The organism is Algoriphagus oliviformis, assembly GCF_017254915.1.
GTDB classification, from domain to species: Bacteria; Bacteroidota; Bacteroidia; order Cytophagales; family Cyclobacteriaceae; genus Algoriphagus; species Algoriphagus oliviformis.
Map to the genome: position 1 here is coordinate 317,536 of NZ_JAFKCT010000006.1, position 13,771 is coordinate 331,306.

Annotated in this window: 13 protein-coding genes and 1 rRNA gene; 4 read left to right on the forward strand and 10 right to left on the reverse strand. The window is 53.9% G+C overall.

What is annotated here, in order from left to right:
• Positions 1-31 precede the first annotated feature (31 nt).
• The 4 genes from J0A68_RS15475 (at position 32) to hemN (ending at position 4,266) form a co-directional block, all read left to right on the forward strand.
• Positions 32-910 (forward strand): DUF58 domain-containing protein, encoded by an 879-nt coding sequence (locus J0A68_RS15475; RefSeq protein WP_206579119.1) that lies wholly within the window; start codon positions 32-34, stop codon positions 908-910.
• Positions 903-1,799 (forward strand): hypothetical protein, encoded by an 897-nt coding sequence (locus J0A68_RS15480; protein WP_206579120.1) that lies wholly within the window; start codon positions 903-905, stop codon positions 1,797-1,799. The genes J0A68_RS15475 and J0A68_RS15480 overlap by 8 nt, the downstream gene beginning before the upstream one ends.
• Positions 1,780-2,823 (forward strand): vWA domain-containing protein, encoded by a 1,044-nt coding sequence (locus tag J0A68_RS15485; protein WP_206579121.1) that lies wholly within the window; start codon positions 1,780-1,782, stop codon positions 2,821-2,823. Before J0A68_RS15480 ends, J0A68_RS15485 begins: the two co-directional genes overlap by 20 nt.
• Positions 2,824-2,907: 84 nt before the next feature.
• A complete protein-coding gene (gene hemN / locus J0A68_RS15490) occupies positions 2,908-4,266 on the forward strand; it encodes an oxygen-independent coproporphyrinogen III oxidase (RefSeq protein WP_206579122.1) in 1,359 nt (452 codons plus the stop codon).
• On the opposite strand, the gene J0A68_RS15495 is transcribed toward hemN, so the two are convergent.
• The 10 genes from J0A68_RS15495 to rrf form a co-directional block, all read right to left on the reverse strand.
• Positions 4,267-4,971 (reverse strand): sulfite exporter TauE/SafE family protein, encoded by a 705-nt coding sequence (locus J0A68_RS15495; protein ID WP_206579123.1) that lies wholly within the window; start codon positions 4,969-4,971, stop codon positions 4,267-4,269. It lies immediately after the preceding gene.
• Complete coding sequence (locus tag J0A68_RS15500) at positions 4,971-5,396, reverse strand: FixH family protein (protein ID WP_206579124.1); 426 nt, start codon at positions 5,394-5,396, stop codon at positions 4,971-4,973. The genes J0A68_RS15495 and J0A68_RS15500 overlap by 1 nt, the downstream gene beginning before the upstream one ends.
• A gap of 4 nt (positions 5,397-5,400) precedes the next feature.
• Positions 5,401-6,831: a cytochrome c oxidase accessory protein CcoG gene (ccoG, locus tag J0A68_RS15505; RefSeq protein ID WP_206579125.1), complete on the reverse strand. Its 1,431-nt coding sequence runs from the start codon at positions 6,829-6,831 to the stop codon at positions 5,401-5,403.
• Between the two features lie 53 nt (positions 6,832-6,884).
• On the reverse strand, positions 6,885-7,808 hold the full coding sequence (locus J0A68_RS15510) for a cbb3-type cytochrome c oxidase N-terminal domain-containing protein (RefSeq protein WP_206579126.1): 924 nt from the start codon (positions 7,806-7,808) through the stop codon (positions 6,885-6,887).
• Positions 7,805-7,987: a cbb3-type cytochrome c oxidase subunit 3 gene (locus J0A68_RS15515; protein ID WP_206579127.1), complete on the reverse strand. Its 183-nt coding sequence runs from the start codon at positions 7,985-7,987 to the stop codon at positions 7,805-7,807. Before J0A68_RS15515 ends, J0A68_RS15510 begins: the two co-directional genes overlap by 4 nt.
• Positions 7,988-7,998: 11 nt before the next feature.
• The gene (gene ccoN / locus J0A68_RS15520) at positions 7,999-10,137 is read right to left on the reverse strand and encodes a cytochrome-c oxidase, cbb3-type subunit I (protein WP_206579128.1); all 2,139 of its coding nucleotides are present in this window, start codon (positions 10,135-10,137) and stop codon (positions 7,999-8,001) included.
• A complete protein-coding gene (gene ccoS, locus J0A68_RS15525) occupies positions 10,130-10,318 on the reverse strand; it encodes a cbb3-type cytochrome oxidase assembly protein CcoS (protein WP_206579129.1) in 189 nt (62 codons plus the stop codon). Before ccoS ends, ccoN begins: the two co-directional genes overlap by 8 nt.
• Before the next feature lies 1 nt (position 10,319).
• Positions 10,320-12,746 (reverse strand): heavy metal translocating P-type ATPase, encoded by a 2,427-nt coding sequence (locus tag J0A68_RS15530; RefSeq protein WP_206579130.1) that lies wholly within the window; start codon positions 12,744-12,746, stop codon positions 10,320-10,322.
• Between the two features lie 47 nt (positions 12,747-12,793).
• Positions 12,794-13,420, reverse strand: coding sequence for a hypothetical protein (locus J0A68_RS15535; protein ID WP_206579131.1), 627 nt, complete (start codon positions 13,418-13,420; stop codon positions 12,794-12,796).
• Between the two features lie 268 nt (positions 13,421-13,688).
• Positions 13,689-13,771: ribosomal RNA gene (gene rrf / locus J0A68_RS15540) — 5S ribosomal RNA — on the reverse strand; the annotation flags it as partial.

Genomic DNA, 13,771 nt, shown 5'->3' on the forward strand with positions numbered 1-13,771 from the left:
GACTTTAACTTAGCCCGCTCAAATTGCCCGCATGGATCAGCTCTTCAGTAAGCTTAGGAAATACGAAATTATGATCAGAAAGGTGGCCAACAACCACCTGCAGGGAGAGTACCAGTCGCTTTTCAAGGGCTCCGGGCTGGAATTTGACGATCTCCGCCCCTATCAATACGGGGATGACGTGCGGACGATCGAGTGGAAAGTCTCCGCCAAAGGCCATGGCACCTTCGTCAAGACCTTCCGGGAGGACAAGGAGCAGTCGGTTTATTTCCTCTTGGACATCTCCGGCTCCCAGGACATCGGGCAGCAGGACAACAAAAAGATAGACAAAGGAAAACTGATCGCTGGCGTATTGACCTTGGCCGCAGTGTATGAAGGAAGCCAGATCGGGCTGATCTCCTACTCCGACCAGCAGGAGCAGCTCATCCTGCCCTCCAAGGGCAGCAAGCAAGGCGTCAAGATCATCCGCGGAATCTTTGACCATACCAACAAGAGCCTGAAAACAGACCTCAACGGCATGTTTTCCTTTGCGCTCAACCTGATCAAAAAGCGCAGCATCATCATCGTGATCTCCGACTTCATCGACGAAGACTACGAGCGGTCCTTCAGGGCACTGGCCGAGCGCCATGACCTGGTGGCCATACAGCTCACCGATCCTCGGGAATCCGCCCTGCCGGCCTTGGGGATCATCCCGATCTTTGACAAGGAGCGGGGCAAGACCACTTGGGTAAACACCGCTTTCGGCAGCTTTTCCAAAAAAATATCCGAGACCTTCACCATCGAGCGCGAATACCTCAAGGAGATCTGCAAAAAAAACCAGATCAACTACCTGGCTATCGACACCACCCAGGATATCGTCGCTCCCCTGATCGACCTCTTCAAATACCGAAACAAACGAATGAAGCGTGGGTAGAATCGGTGTTTTCCTTCTTTTCTTGGGATTGAGCTTTTCGTCCCTGGCACAGAGCGTGCAGATCAACGGCTACTTCACGCAGGACTCAGCTCGACTGGGCGAGCGGGTGGGCTTTGTGCTCAAAGCACGCTATCCCGAGACCACACAGCTGCTCTTTCCCGACTCTACCTACGACTTTTCGCCTTTGGTACTGCTGGAGAAAAAGACCTTTCTCTCCCACACCGCCGAAGGGGTCACCACCGACAGTGCGGTGTACTACGTCTCCAACTTTGCGCTCGACCCGAGCGTATTCCTCTCGCTGCCCGTCTATGAGCTCAATCGGTACGACAGCGTCACCTACTTCTCCAACGAGGCCGAGCTGAAGCTCAAGCTGACGCTGGACTCCATCCCCGAGCAGTTGGTCTTTCGTGACAACAACGTCTACCAGCCGCTGGAAAAGAACTTCAACTGGCTGCTGGCCGCCCTGATCACCGGTGGCGTCATCGTGCTACTGGGAGGCTTTGCCCTGCTTTTTGCGAAGCGGATCAAGGCCATCTTCAAGCGAAACCGAGAGAAGCTCCGCTGGGTGCAGTTTGAGCGGAAGTTCAAAAAACTGTCCACCCTCCTGGCCCAGACCCCGGCTCTGGAGCTGGCCGACGAGGTGGTGGGCCTCTGGAAGGGCTACATGGAGTCGATCACAAAGCTGCCGTTCCAAGAGTGGACTTCGAGCGAAATCTCGGAAGCACTGGAGGACAAGGAGATCTTCAAGGCTCTCCGCGCCATAGATATGATCATCTATGCCGGCAAAGAGGCCAAGTCGGAGGAATCGACCAATTACCTCCTGGAAGTGGCCCGCAAAAAGTATCAGGAAAAACTAAACCACATCAGGAATGAGAGAGCAACTCGCTGAGTTTTTTGACTGGTCTTGGTTTTTGCCGGAGACCTTCAAATCCTACGAATGGGAAAACCCCATCCTGCTCAACCTGCTTTGGCTGATCCCTGTCCTGATCCTGATCCGCAAGGGGATCAAGTTCCTGAAAAAGCCGGTGTTGGAGCTTTCGCTCCCCAAGCGCGTCCGTGAGGGCAACCCATGGACCTACCTGCGCCTGATCCCGACCGGGCTGTTTTTCCTTTCGCTCATCGGCATCGTGATCGCACTCGCCCGCCCCCAGCGCAGCAACGAGCGTGTGGAGCAGTACACCGAAGGCATCGACATCCTGCTGGTCATGGACATTTCCGAATCCATGGATCTGCAGGACTTCACGCCCAATCGTCTGGAAGCGGCCAAAAACACGGCCATCGACTTCATCAACGGGCGCTTCGGCGACCGGATTGGCATGGTGGTTTTCGCAGGAGAGGCCTATTCCCTCGCCCCGCTTACCAACGACTACGAGCTGTTGACTTCGATGATTGCGGACATTTCCTTTGACATGATCGAGCCCAAGGGTACCGCCATTGGCTCGGCTATCGCCGCCGGTACCAACCGGATGAAGGAAAGCGATACACCTTCCAAGGTGATGATCCTCCTCTCCGATGGGGAAAGCAACGCCGGCAACGTCGACCCGCTCTTTGCCGCCCAACTGGCCTCGGCTTTTGACATCAAGATCTACACGATCGCCGTGGGAAAAGACGGCATGGTACCTTATGGCACGGACTTCTTCGGTCGTCCGCAGATGGTGCAAAGCTACCTGGACGAGACCACCCTCCGGGAAATCGCCAGGATAGGAAACGGGGAGTTTTACCGTGCTTCGGATGGTACGGCGCTGCAGCAGGTTTTTGACCGGATCAACACGCTGGAAAAAGCGGAAATCCTGGAAAACCGCTACAAGGAGACCGCAGACTACTACCGGATCTACCTTTTCTGGGCCATCCTGTTTTTCCTAGGCTGGCTGGCACTCAAGAGCACCTTCTTCAATAACTTCCTCCTGGACTAGCTTACTGACCAAAATCAGTTTCCCGGCTCTTTCTTGTCAAGAACTGGCCGGCTCCCGCATGCCATCTTGCCAAAAAAAGTGCAAATGGCCCTAGCCCCGGAATTGATCCAAAAGTACAACCGTCCCGTTCCCAGATACACCTCCTATCCCACCGTTCCTTTTTGGGACAACGACCTGAACTCGGAAAGTTGGCAAGATGCCGTCCAAACGGCTTTTCAAACTTTCGGAAAAGCCGAAGGAATCAGCCTCTACATCCACCTGCCTTTTTGCGAAAGCCTCTGCACCTACTGTGGATGCAACAAGCGCATCACCAAAAACCACGGACTGGAAGCTCCCTACCTCGACGCCATCTTGGCAGAGTGGAAGCAGTACCTTTCCGTTTTTGCGGAAAAGCCCCAAATCTCCGCCATCCATCTGGGCGGGGGCACGCCCACTTTTTTCTCCCCCCAATCTCTCCAGCGCCTCCTCTCTGACATCCTAGCATCGGCAGAAGTCTCCTCGCATCCAGAGTTCAGCTTCGAAGGTCATCCCAACAACACCACACGGGAGCACTTGCAGGTACTTGCCGGCCTTGGCTTCGATCGGGTGAGCTACGGAATCCAGGATTTCGACCAGACGGTACAGCGGGCCATCCATCGCATCCAGCCTTTTGAAAAGGTGAAAGCTGCCACCGAAAACGCGCGGATGGCGGGCTATCGCTCAGTCAATTTTGACCTGATTTACGGCCTGCCTTTCCAGACCCCTGAGACGCTTTCGAAGACCTTCGACCGGGTGGCCGAGCTGAGGCCCGAGCGCATCGCATTCTACAGCTATGCCCACCTACCGGCATCCTTTCCCGCGCAGCGGAGCTACGAAAAGCATTTGCCCAAGGAGAAGGAAAAGCGCGCTCTTTACGAGCTGGGCAGGGCTAGGCTGGTGGAAATGGGCTACGAGGAAGTGGGGATGGATCATTTTGCCCTTCCCGAGGATCCTCTTTGCCCAGCCAAAAGGAAGGGGACTCTCCACCGCAATTTCATGGGATATACCACCCAAACCAGCCATATGCTTCTGGGATTGGGGGCGAGCAGCATCAGCGACGTTTGGTTTGCCTTTGCCCAAAATGAGAAAAGCGTGGAAGGCTATCAATCCTTATCTGGTGAGGCCTTCGGAGCTATGGCCAAAGGGCACTTGCTTTCGCCAGAGGACCTGGTCGTCAGACAGGTGATTCTCGACCTGATTTGTTGTGGAGAGGCAGAGATTCCCTTTAGGGTTTGGGAAAAAGTACCTGTAGTCAACAAAGAGCTTTTGGAGGAAATGCAAACCGAAGGACTCCTGGTTTGGGATGGCTTTCACCTCAAGGTAAGCCAAGCCGGAATGGCGGTGGTGAGGAATATCTGCGCGCTCTTTGACCTGAGGATGGCTGAAAAAACCAGCCGACAACCCGTCTTCAGCAAAGCCATCTGATCACCTGCACATGGTGATCTCCACCTGCTGGCTCCCGTAGTCAAAAACCGCCAGCTCAGGGCTAAATCCCGGAATCCCCAAACCCAGGCCGCGAAACACCAGCAGAAAGCCGATCAAAACCCCCAAATACGGAATCGCCCGCTGGAGCTGCTGCCGTCTCATCACCGGCAAAAGACTTCCCGACACCATCAGTCCCAGCAACATGGGAAGGGTGCCCAATCCAAAGAAAAACATGTAGGCGGCTCCAAAAACCGGCTCCTGCAAACCCATCGCCACCACAAGCGCCATGTAAACCATGCCGCAGGGCAGGAGGCCATTGACCAGGCCGGTTCCGAAAAACGCCATGGGACTTCCCGACTTGAGGGATTGGGCGAGTTTGCCTTTGATCCAAGCAACCAAGCCTGAAAGTGCAGGAATGGCCAGGAGCCGGTCGGCGCTTTTGTAGCTGAGGGAAAAAACCACGATCAGCAAGCCCATCGTCACCGACAGGCCCTGCTGGACTCCGGCGAGGGAAAGCGAAAAGCCCAGACTCCCCACGATCAAACCCAGCAGTGCATAGGTCAGACTACGGCCCAGGTTGTAGCTGATTTTTTTGAAGAGAAAAAGCTGCCGGTTCTTACCCCCCAAAGCCAAGGCAATAGGGCCGCACATGCCCACGCAGTGGAAGGAACTAAAAAAACCCAAAACCAAAGCAGTCCAAAGCATCAGAGATTGATTTTCTTTTCCTGGTAAAACTCTACGCCACCCTCAGTCCAAGTCAGTTGCGCGCGCCAATAGCCGCCTTTTAGCTGATCCAAGGACACTTTAGTCCCGCCAGCCTCTGTCACGTCCACGGCCACTTCCTGGTCGAGTCGCGCATCCGAAGGCCGAAAAAGCTGCAGGCTTCCTCTGGCTCCTACAGGCAGATCGAGCAGGATCACCTTGCTCTGCGCATCAAAGACCAAGACCTCCCGATCCAAGGCCGCCGTGGCAGACTCCCGGTCGATCTGGTCTTGGTACTTGATTTCCTTCTCGTAATAGTTTTCCGTGACCAGATGGATATCATCCTGCTTGACAGATATCACTACCAGGGTCATCATGAAGGCCACAAAGCCGATGATGGTCAATAAAATCCCTTTTCCCCAATCCATAGCTTTACTGTTTTGGAGCTCCTACCGGAGCCATGAAGTTTGTTTCGATTTCGTCAAATTCCTCCCCCTTGCTCGATAGGCTCAGGGCCACTTTTTCCTGGGGCACTTTCACCTCAGTCTGGTTTCTGACCAGGAAAAACCTTCCCTCAAACTTGGTCTGAGGCTCCAAGACCCACTCTTTGGCCCCTACGATCTCTATGTCCATCCCTTCTGCCAAAGCATCTATCTCCACCCGTTGAGGCTCAAAGGTCTTGTTGATCAGGGTGATGTTGTAAAGATTGGAGACCTTGCCGTCCTCCCGCTGTTGATAGGTCATGCCGGGGAATCGCGTGACGGTGCCCTCCAGCTCGTCCCGAGTCGCGATCAGCACGACAAATGCAGCCATGAGCACGGCCAAAATCAGGGAATATCCCCTGACCCTTCCCGTGAATAGCTTCTGATGGCCCTCCTTCACACTGTTTTCAGACGCGTAGCGGATCAGTCCTTTTGGACGCTCCACCTTGACCATCACCTCATCACAGGCGTCGATACAGGCAGTGCAGTTGACACATTCCATCTGGGTGCCATTGCGGATGTCGATCCCCGTGGGGCAGACCTGCACACAAAGGCCACAGTCCACACAATCGCCTTTGGGGAGATTCTCTGCCACGCTCTTTCTGATTGGCCCCCGAGGCTCTCCCCGCACGTAGTCGTACATTACATTGATGCTGTTGTTGTCCAAAAGAACACCCTGCAGGCGCCCGTAGGGACAGACCACGATGCATGCCTGCTCACGAAACCAGGCAAACACAAACAGGAAAATCCCCGAAAAAGCGACCAAACCTATGAACCCGGCCATGTTGGCCGAAGGAGGCTGTGACACAATCTCCCTCACCTGATCTACGCCTACGAGATAGGCCATCACCAGATGCCCTATGATCAGGGAGAAAAGCGTGAACACGGAGTACTTGAGGCCTTTTTTCCAGATTTTCTCTGTGGTCCATGGCCCCTCGTTCAGAGCTCTTTGCTGGTTGGCGTCACCTTCGATGAGGTACTCCATTTTTCTGAAAACCATCTCCATGAAAAGCGTCTGTGGACAGGCCCATCCACACCAGACCCTGCCAAACACCACCGTGAAGAGGATCACAAAGACAAACAGAATCAACAGGAGAAAAATCAGCAGAATGGTATCCTGGGGCCAAAAGACCGCACCGAAGATGATAAACTTCCGCTCGAAAATATTGAAAAGCATGTAGGGCCTGCCATCCACCCGGATGAAGGGGCCGGCAAAGAGAATCGCCAGCAAGATCCACGAGAGGTAGGTTCTATACCGGTAGAAAAACCCCTTGACCTTTTTGGGGTAAACCCAGTTTCTCTTGCCGTCATCCCTCACGGAGGCCAAGGCATCCCGAAAGGTGTCCGGATTCAGATTGGGGTTTTGGTTCTTCTTAGCCATAGCGGAAGCGAATCGCTGCCGGAAGCCGCGGCCCCGGCAGCAGTTTTAATTGATCAAAGGGCAGCTAGGATAGCCGTGGTATCCGCCGGAGCGGCTGGATCGGCGGGGCTAGCCGAATAAGGCTCTCCCTGGGGAGCTTTGGGATTGGCGGGACTGGTGCCTTTGAGGGTAAGGATGTAGGAGGCTACCTGCTGCATCTCCTCTGGACTCAGCTGATCCTGCCAAGGGATCATGCCCTTTTCAATCACTCCGTATTTGACTACGGTGAAGACTTCCTTGATCGATCCTCCGTGGAGCCAATACTCATCGGTGAGGTTTGGCCCTACTCCTCCCCCTCCGTCTGCCGCGTGGCATGCCGCGCAGTTGGTTTCAAAGAGCGTCTTTCCAGCGCTGATCGCTCCGGCAGATTCGTCGAAGACAACGGTATTTTCATCGATCGAGGCCGCTTGGTTGGCTTTTCTCAACTCAGCCGCAATGGCTTCCACCCGGAGCTCTTCCTGGTATTCTTCCACTCCCGTAGGACCATTGCCGAGCACGGAGTAGTTCACAAAGTAGACTACCGCAAACAGGATGGTGCCTACGAATACCCACTGCAGCCAGGGAGGCATAAAGTTGTCCAGCTCGGTGATGCCGTCGTAGGAGTGGTCGTCCATCAGTTTGGCCTTTTCCTCCTTGCCTCCCACTTCGTCCACCTTGCCGGTCACGTAGCGCTCTTTGAAGCTTTCCCACCAGGTAGGCTCATTGGCCAGTTCGGGATTTTCCCTGCGCAGCACCTCGGCCATGAAGGACATGAGGTACACCATCAGCACCAGCAGGATGACGATCACCAAGAGCACCAGCCCCAAGATCACCAACAGACTCAACTGGCCGGAGTCCATGGCTTGCAGCTGCGCAAACCATTCGGAGTTTTCGGTCTGGGCCCATGCGGGAAAGGAGCCCAGTCCCAACAATGCGAGTAGCGAAAGTATCTTTTTCATGACAGGCGGGGGTTTGAGTCGTTTTCGTCCAGAGGCAGGTTCTCCATGTGCTTGATGTGGTCTTGGGGAGTGAATACCACCCAAATGAACACCCCTACAAAAAACAGCACGAAGATGAGCAGTGAGATGATCGGGTAGATCTCCACGTTTTCGATGGATCTAAGGATTTCTTTATACATGGCGTCAGGATTTATTGGTTGGAGGCTGTTGGCTTTTGCTTGATGTCCGTACCCAAGCGCTGCAGGTACGCAATCAGCGCGACGATCTCGGTATTGGGAGCGACTTCCACTCCGGCATCCTTGAGGTTGGCCACGACCTGGGCAGCCTGTTTTTCATAATCCGCGGTAGCAGCCTGGTCGAAGCCCTCCGCATAGGGCACACCCAACTTCTGCAGCGTCCTGATCTTGGCCGGCAAATCGGAAATATCCAGCTCGTTGGTCGTCAACCAAGGATAGGGAGGCATGAGCGATCCCGGCGACATGGAGCGGGGATCCACCATGTGATGGTAGTGCCAGCTGTCCGGATATTTGCCGCCTACGCGATGCAGATCCGGCCCGGTACGCTTGGAGCCCCAGAGGAAAGGCCGGTCGTAGACAAACTCACCGGCTTTGGAGTACTCCCCATAGCGCTCAGTCTCGGAGCGGAAAGGCCGAATCATCTGGGAATGGCATCCCACGCAGCCATTGGCGATGTAAAGATCTCTTCCTTCAAGCTCCAATGGAGTATAAGGTTTGACTGCAGCAATGGTGGGCACATTTGACTTGACCAAAAGTGTCGGAATGATCTCTATCGCCCCACCGATCGCGATGGCTAGAGTTGCCAATACGGTAAAGAAAATAGGCTTTCGCTCCCAGGCTCTGTGCCAAAACTCTCCTGCTTCATGATGGACTTTTTTGGCCAAAGCCGGTGCTTGGTCTTCCTCTGTAGCTGCGAAAGTCCCTTGTTTGGAAGTCATCCACATGTTGTAAACCATGATCACGGCACCACTCAGGTACATCAAGCCGCCCAAGGCCCGAAGCATGTACATCGGCACGATCTGGATCACAGTCTCCAGGAAGTTTGGATAGGCAAGCCTTCCTGCCTCGTTGAATTCCTTGAGCATCAAAAACTGCGTCAAGCCGGACACATACAGCGGCAGGGCATAGAAGATGATACCCAGGGTTCCCAACCAAAAGTGGGTATTGGCGAGTTTGGTGGAATAAAGGCTTGTCTTGAACAGCCTTGGCCACATCCAATACAGCATACCGAAGGTCAGGAATCCATTCCATCCCAATCCCCCGATGTGCACGTGCCCCACGATCCAGTCGGTGTAGTGCGCGATGGCATTTACATTTTTGAGCGAAAGCAAAGGCCCCTCAAAAGTCGCCATCCCGTAGGCGGTCACTGCCACTACCATAAATTTCAAAACAGGCTCAGTGCGAACCTTGTCCCAAGCTCCTCGCAGGGTCAACAAGCCGTTGACCATACCGCCCCAGGACGGAGCGATCAACATGACCGAAAACACAGTGCCTAGCACCTGCGCCCATTCGGGCAATGCGGTATAGAGCAAATGGTGCGGTCCGGCCCACATGTAGATGAAGATCAGCGACCAAAAGTGGATGATCGACAGCTTGTAGGAATAGACGGGGCGGTTGGCTGCTTTTGGCAGGAAATAATACATCATCCCCAGAAATGGCGTAGTCAGGAAGAACGCCACTGCGTTGTGTCCATACCACCACTGCACCAGCGCATCCTGCACACCGGCATAGGCCGAGTAGCTTTTCAGGAAAGTGACGGGAAGCTCAAAGGAATTGAAGATGTGCAGCACGGCCACCGTGACCAAAGAGCCTAGGTAAAACCAAATGGCGACATACATGTGCCGCTCGCGACGGTTGATGAGCGTTCCGATCATATTGGCCCCAAAGGCCACCCAAACCAGCGCGATGGCAATGTCAATCGGCCACTCCAGCTCGGCATATTCCTTGGAAGTGGTGATGCCCAAGGGCAGGGTGATCGCCGCCGATAGGATGATCAGTTGCCAGCCCCAAAAGTGAAACCAGCTGAGCGACTCCTTCCACATGGGAGTTTTCAGCAGTCGGGGCATAGAGTAGTAGACTCCCGCAAAGATGGCATTGCCCACAAAGGCAAAGATCACCGCGTTGGTGTGCAGGGGGCGAATCCTCCCAAAGGTGGTGTAGGGGTTGCCCAAATTGGCCTCCGGCAGGAAAAGCTGGGTCGCCGCCAGCAGCCCCACCAGCATTCCGATCAGCCCCCAGATTACGGTCGCTGCCCCGAAATATTTGACAATCTTATTGTCGTAGTGAAACCGTTCCAAAGTAGAATCATTCATAGGATTTTGATTTTTTCGGTTGATCTTTTATTGTTTTTTTTGGCTGGTTTTCAAATAAAATCCGGACGGAGGGCGTATAGTCGTCGTCAAACTGTCCACCCTTGATCGCCTTGAAAAAGAGGAACAAAAACGTGGCAGCGACTACCAGACTGATCGCAATCAGGAGGAAAATGACTTCCATGCTAGCGTGGGTCAAGGTGGATAAGCCCCTTGCGAATCCCCATGAGATGGGTCGCCAAGGTGGTGAATACGACCACTGAAATACTGCTCAGCGGCATCAGGATGGCGCACAGCACGGGGCTCAGCAGTCCCTGAACCGCCAGACTCAAGCCCACGATATTGTACAGGAAACTGAGCCCAAAGCTGAATTTGACGATGCGGCGGCTGCCCCGCGCAAAAGCCAGAAAGCTTGGGATCTTGGCAAATGATCCGGCATCGAGTATCGCATCGCTGGCGGGAGAAAAGTGGCTGACCTGATCGGTGATGGCCACACCCACCTGGCTTTCGCGCAGCGCTCCGGCATCGTTGAGCCCATCGCCCAGCATCAACGTACGCTGTCCGGTCTGGTTGAGGCTTTGGATGTAGTGCAGTTTATCGCTTGGGCTCTGGTTGAAATTGAACTTGATCCCTGCATCCAGGCGCTTGCTGAGCGCCTCACGCTCGTGGTCGTGGTCGCCGGAAAGGATGTGAAGGCCATAGTCTCCAGCAAGCGCTTGAACGACCTCGGGGGCGCTCTGTCTGAGTCCGGACTGGATGTGGAAATAGCCCAACACGACGGATTCGACACTGAGGTACACGACATTGCCCTTCAGCTCGGCATTTTTCTCCGCTCCCGTAAACTCGCTGGAGCCCAGCCTAAACACCTGCCCCATGTACTTGCCCTCAAGCCCGGCGCCCTTCGCTTCGCTTAGCCCCTCCAGCATAGCCGGCTGCGCGGTGTCCAGCCATTGGTTGATGCGGTTGCTCAGGGGGTGGGTAGATTGGCGGACCATGGCCTTGAGGACGGATCGGGTCTCTTGGGAGAGCGTTTCACCCACAAAGTCAATCGAGGCTTTTGCCGGGTCGGTGAGAGTACCGGTCTTGTCAAAAACGACCGTATCGACCAATGCGAGCTTCTCCACGACTTCGGCATTTTTTAGGTAAAATTTACCCTTGCCGAATATCCTCAGCGTATTTCCCAGCGTAAAGGGCGTGGACATGGAGAGCGCGCAGGGACAGGACACGATCAGCACCGTGGTAAAAGCCTTGAAAGCCATTGGCGTATCTTTTCCTATCCAAAAGGCAAAAGCCGCAAAGGCTATCGCCAGTACCGTCCAAGTGAAGATGCCCGAGATACGATTGGCGAGCGGCTCGAGGAGCTGGAGCCTTTCCTCAGGCTTTTCCCCATTGTTCCACAGGTCGGTGAGATAGCTTTGGGAAGGAAGCTTCTGGACCGCCAGCATCACCGCATCTCCCCGCTGTCGTCCGCCAGCGTAGATCAATTCTCCTTTTTGGGTCGGCACCGGCACTTCCTCGCCGGTCACAAAGCTATAGTCGATATTCGCGTGAGGGCTGAGCAGCAGGGCATCTGCGGGGATCAGCTCCTCGTTTCTCACGAGGATGCGATCTCCAACTTGCAGCTTGGTGAGGGGAATGACCTCCTCGGCATCCTTCGCCAATCGGGTGACAGCCACTGGAAAATAGGCCTTGTAGTCACGGTCAAACTTGAGCGTTGCAAAGGTTTTCTGCTGGTAGATTTTCCCCAAAAGCAGAAAAAAAAGCAAACCGCCAAGGCTATCCATATAGCCTGCATTGCCCTGGGTGAAAATCTCCCAAAGGGAATAAAGAAAGAAGGCGACGATACCCAAAACGATGGGTACGTCCATATTCAGCGACCGGCGACGGACGGCATGCCAAGCGGAAATGTAGTAGTCGCTCGCCGCGTAGAACACGATAGGCAGGGAAAGCAGCACATTGAGGTAGTCAAAGAGCCCTTTGAAGCCCTCGCCGAGCAACTCCGCTTCTGAAAAATACTCGGGAATGCTAAACAGCATCATGTTGCCAAAGCAAAAGCCGGCGACAGCCAGCTTGGTCAGAGTCCTACGATCTACCTGAGGGGCCCTTTCCCTGTCGAGATCGGAAAGACTCACGCTTGGTTCGTAGCCAAGGATGGAAAGCAGGTTTACCAGTTCTTTCAGATTGAGTTTTCCATGCAAAAACTTGAGTTGAACTTTCCTTTTCACAAAGTCCACCCGGCTGCCAATAATCGCGGCATTGATCTGAAACAGGTTTTCCAGTAGCCAGATGCAGGAACTGCAGTGTATCTGGGGGATATAGAACGTCACGTGGCTTTCCGTCGCGTTTTTAAAATCGAGCAGTCCTTTTGCGACGTCTGGATCATCCAGGTAGTCAAAACGGTTTCTCAGCTTAGCACCGGACTTTTGGCTTTTTCCGGGATTGGAATCCAAGCTGTAGAATTCGCAAAGTCCATTTTCCGCCAGCACCTCGTAGACGAGCCTACAGCCTTGACAGCAGAACTCCTTTTCGTCAAAGACCAGCACGTCCGTGTCGCAATCTTCTCCGCAATGGTAGCACTTTGGACGGGTTTGGGTTGGGAAACTTTGCTTCATTTCTAATCAATGGGCTATGTCAAGAGGCATTAAGACCTCCTATGACGCTACAGCGACAGGTAATAGGAGAGGCGGCCAGTCGATTTTCTACCGCTATAAAACTGGGAAAGCACTTTGACCAAGTCCGTCTGGCAGCTTTTGTTGGTCACCAACAGGGTGCAATTTTGCTTCACTCCATAGGCTAAGAAGTCTCCCAGCCTGTTGAAGTTGAACTTGATGAAGCTCGTCTCCCGAATGGACGAGGAGACTAGCTGTATGACTTCCTGCTCTTCCCTGATCTTTGACTTTGGGATAAAACTGGGTGAAATGATCGTGGCCTTGCTATGTTGGATGAGATTCCCAAAAAGGGAGACAAAGCGCTGGATAAGTTCGGATGACCCGGAAGAGCCGTCGTAATGGAATAGCAGGTGATTGGTCGAAAACTCTGAGGCAAACAGAAGCACGGGGACGTCGCAGTTGTCGCTGTCGACTGCTTTCTGCAGGTCCTGTCGGGAAAGCCACGTAAGCGCGTTCATCAGATCAGCCGTCAGTAGCGTGGGCTTTCCATCGTGGCGACAGAGGCTGCTCTGAGGTATGGAGGGCTGAAAAGACGCGGCCAGTTCTTTACAGAAGAAATCCTTGAGAACCTCCTCTGGCAGATCTAGTAGCGAAGCTTGTGCGGTCTTTACCTCCATGGCCAAAAACTATAACCAAAAATAGACCCTTGGCCGACCCGGAGTCCTGACGTAAGTAGGGGGAGCACCTGATAAATATCAGGTTAATCGTCAAAAACCCTAAACCTAAAGTAAGAACCTGTCTGACAAACAATTACAAAAACCCGACTCTCCGGATCGCCGAGTGTGCCTTCATCTGGAAAAATCGACTACCAAACGATAATCCGTTTGGAATCAAACCGCCGTTAAAAAAGAAAAGCCCCTTGGAGGATGTCCAAGGGGCTGAATAATGTGGCGGCGACCTACTCTCCCGGGTGTAACCCCAGTACCATCGGCGCTGCAGGGCTTAACTTCTCTGTTCGGGATGGGAAG

Bases quoted from the DNA above. Each gene is read 5' to 3' on its own strand.
- J0A68_RS15475 (WP_206579119.1), top strand. From the start codon at position 32: ATGGATCAGCTCTTCAGTAAGCTTAGGAAATACGAAATTATGATCAGA.
- J0A68_RS15510 (WP_206579126.1), bottom strand. From the start codon at position 7,808: ATGAAAAAGATACTTTCGCTACTCGCATTGTTGGGACTGGGCTCCTTT.
- J0A68_RS15500 (WP_206579124.1), bottom strand. From the start codon at position 5,396: ATGGATTGGGGAAAAGGGATTTTATTGACCATCATCGGCTTTGTGGCC.
- ccoG (WP_206579125.1), bottom strand. From the start codon at position 6,831: ATGGCTAAGAAGAACCAAAACCCCAATCTGAATCCGGACACCTTTCGG.
- J0A68_RS15535 (WP_206579131.1), bottom strand. From the start codon at position 13,420: ATGGAGGTAAAGACCGCACAAGCTTCGCTACTAGATCTGCCAGAGGAG.
- J0A68_RS15485 (WP_206579121.1), top strand. From the start codon at position 1,780: ATGAGAGAGCAACTCGCTGAGTTTTTTGACTGGTCTTGGTTTTTGCCG.
- J0A68_RS15515 (WP_206579127.1), bottom strand. From the start codon at position 7,987: ATGTATAAAGAAATCCTTAGATCCATCGAAAACGTGGAGATCTACCCG.
- J0A68_RS15495 (WP_206579123.1), bottom strand. From the start codon at position 4,971: ATGCTTTGGACTGCTTTGGTTTTGGGTTTTTTTAGTTCCTTCCACTGC.
- ccoS (WP_206579129.1), bottom strand. From the start codon at position 10,318: ATGGAAGTCATTTTCCTCCTGATTGCGATCAGTCTGGTAGTCGCTGCC.
- hemN (WP_206579122.1), top strand. From the start codon at position 2,908: ATGGCCCTAGCCCCGGAATTGATCCAAAAGTACAACCGTCCCGTTCCC.
- J0A68_RS15530 (WP_206579130.1), bottom strand. From the start codon at position 12,746: ATGAAGCAAAGTTTCCCAACCCAAACCCGTCCAAAGTGCTACCATTGC.
- ccoN (WP_206579128.1), bottom strand. From the start codon at position 10,137: ATGAATGATTCTACTTTGGAACGGTTTCACTACGACAATAAGATTGTC.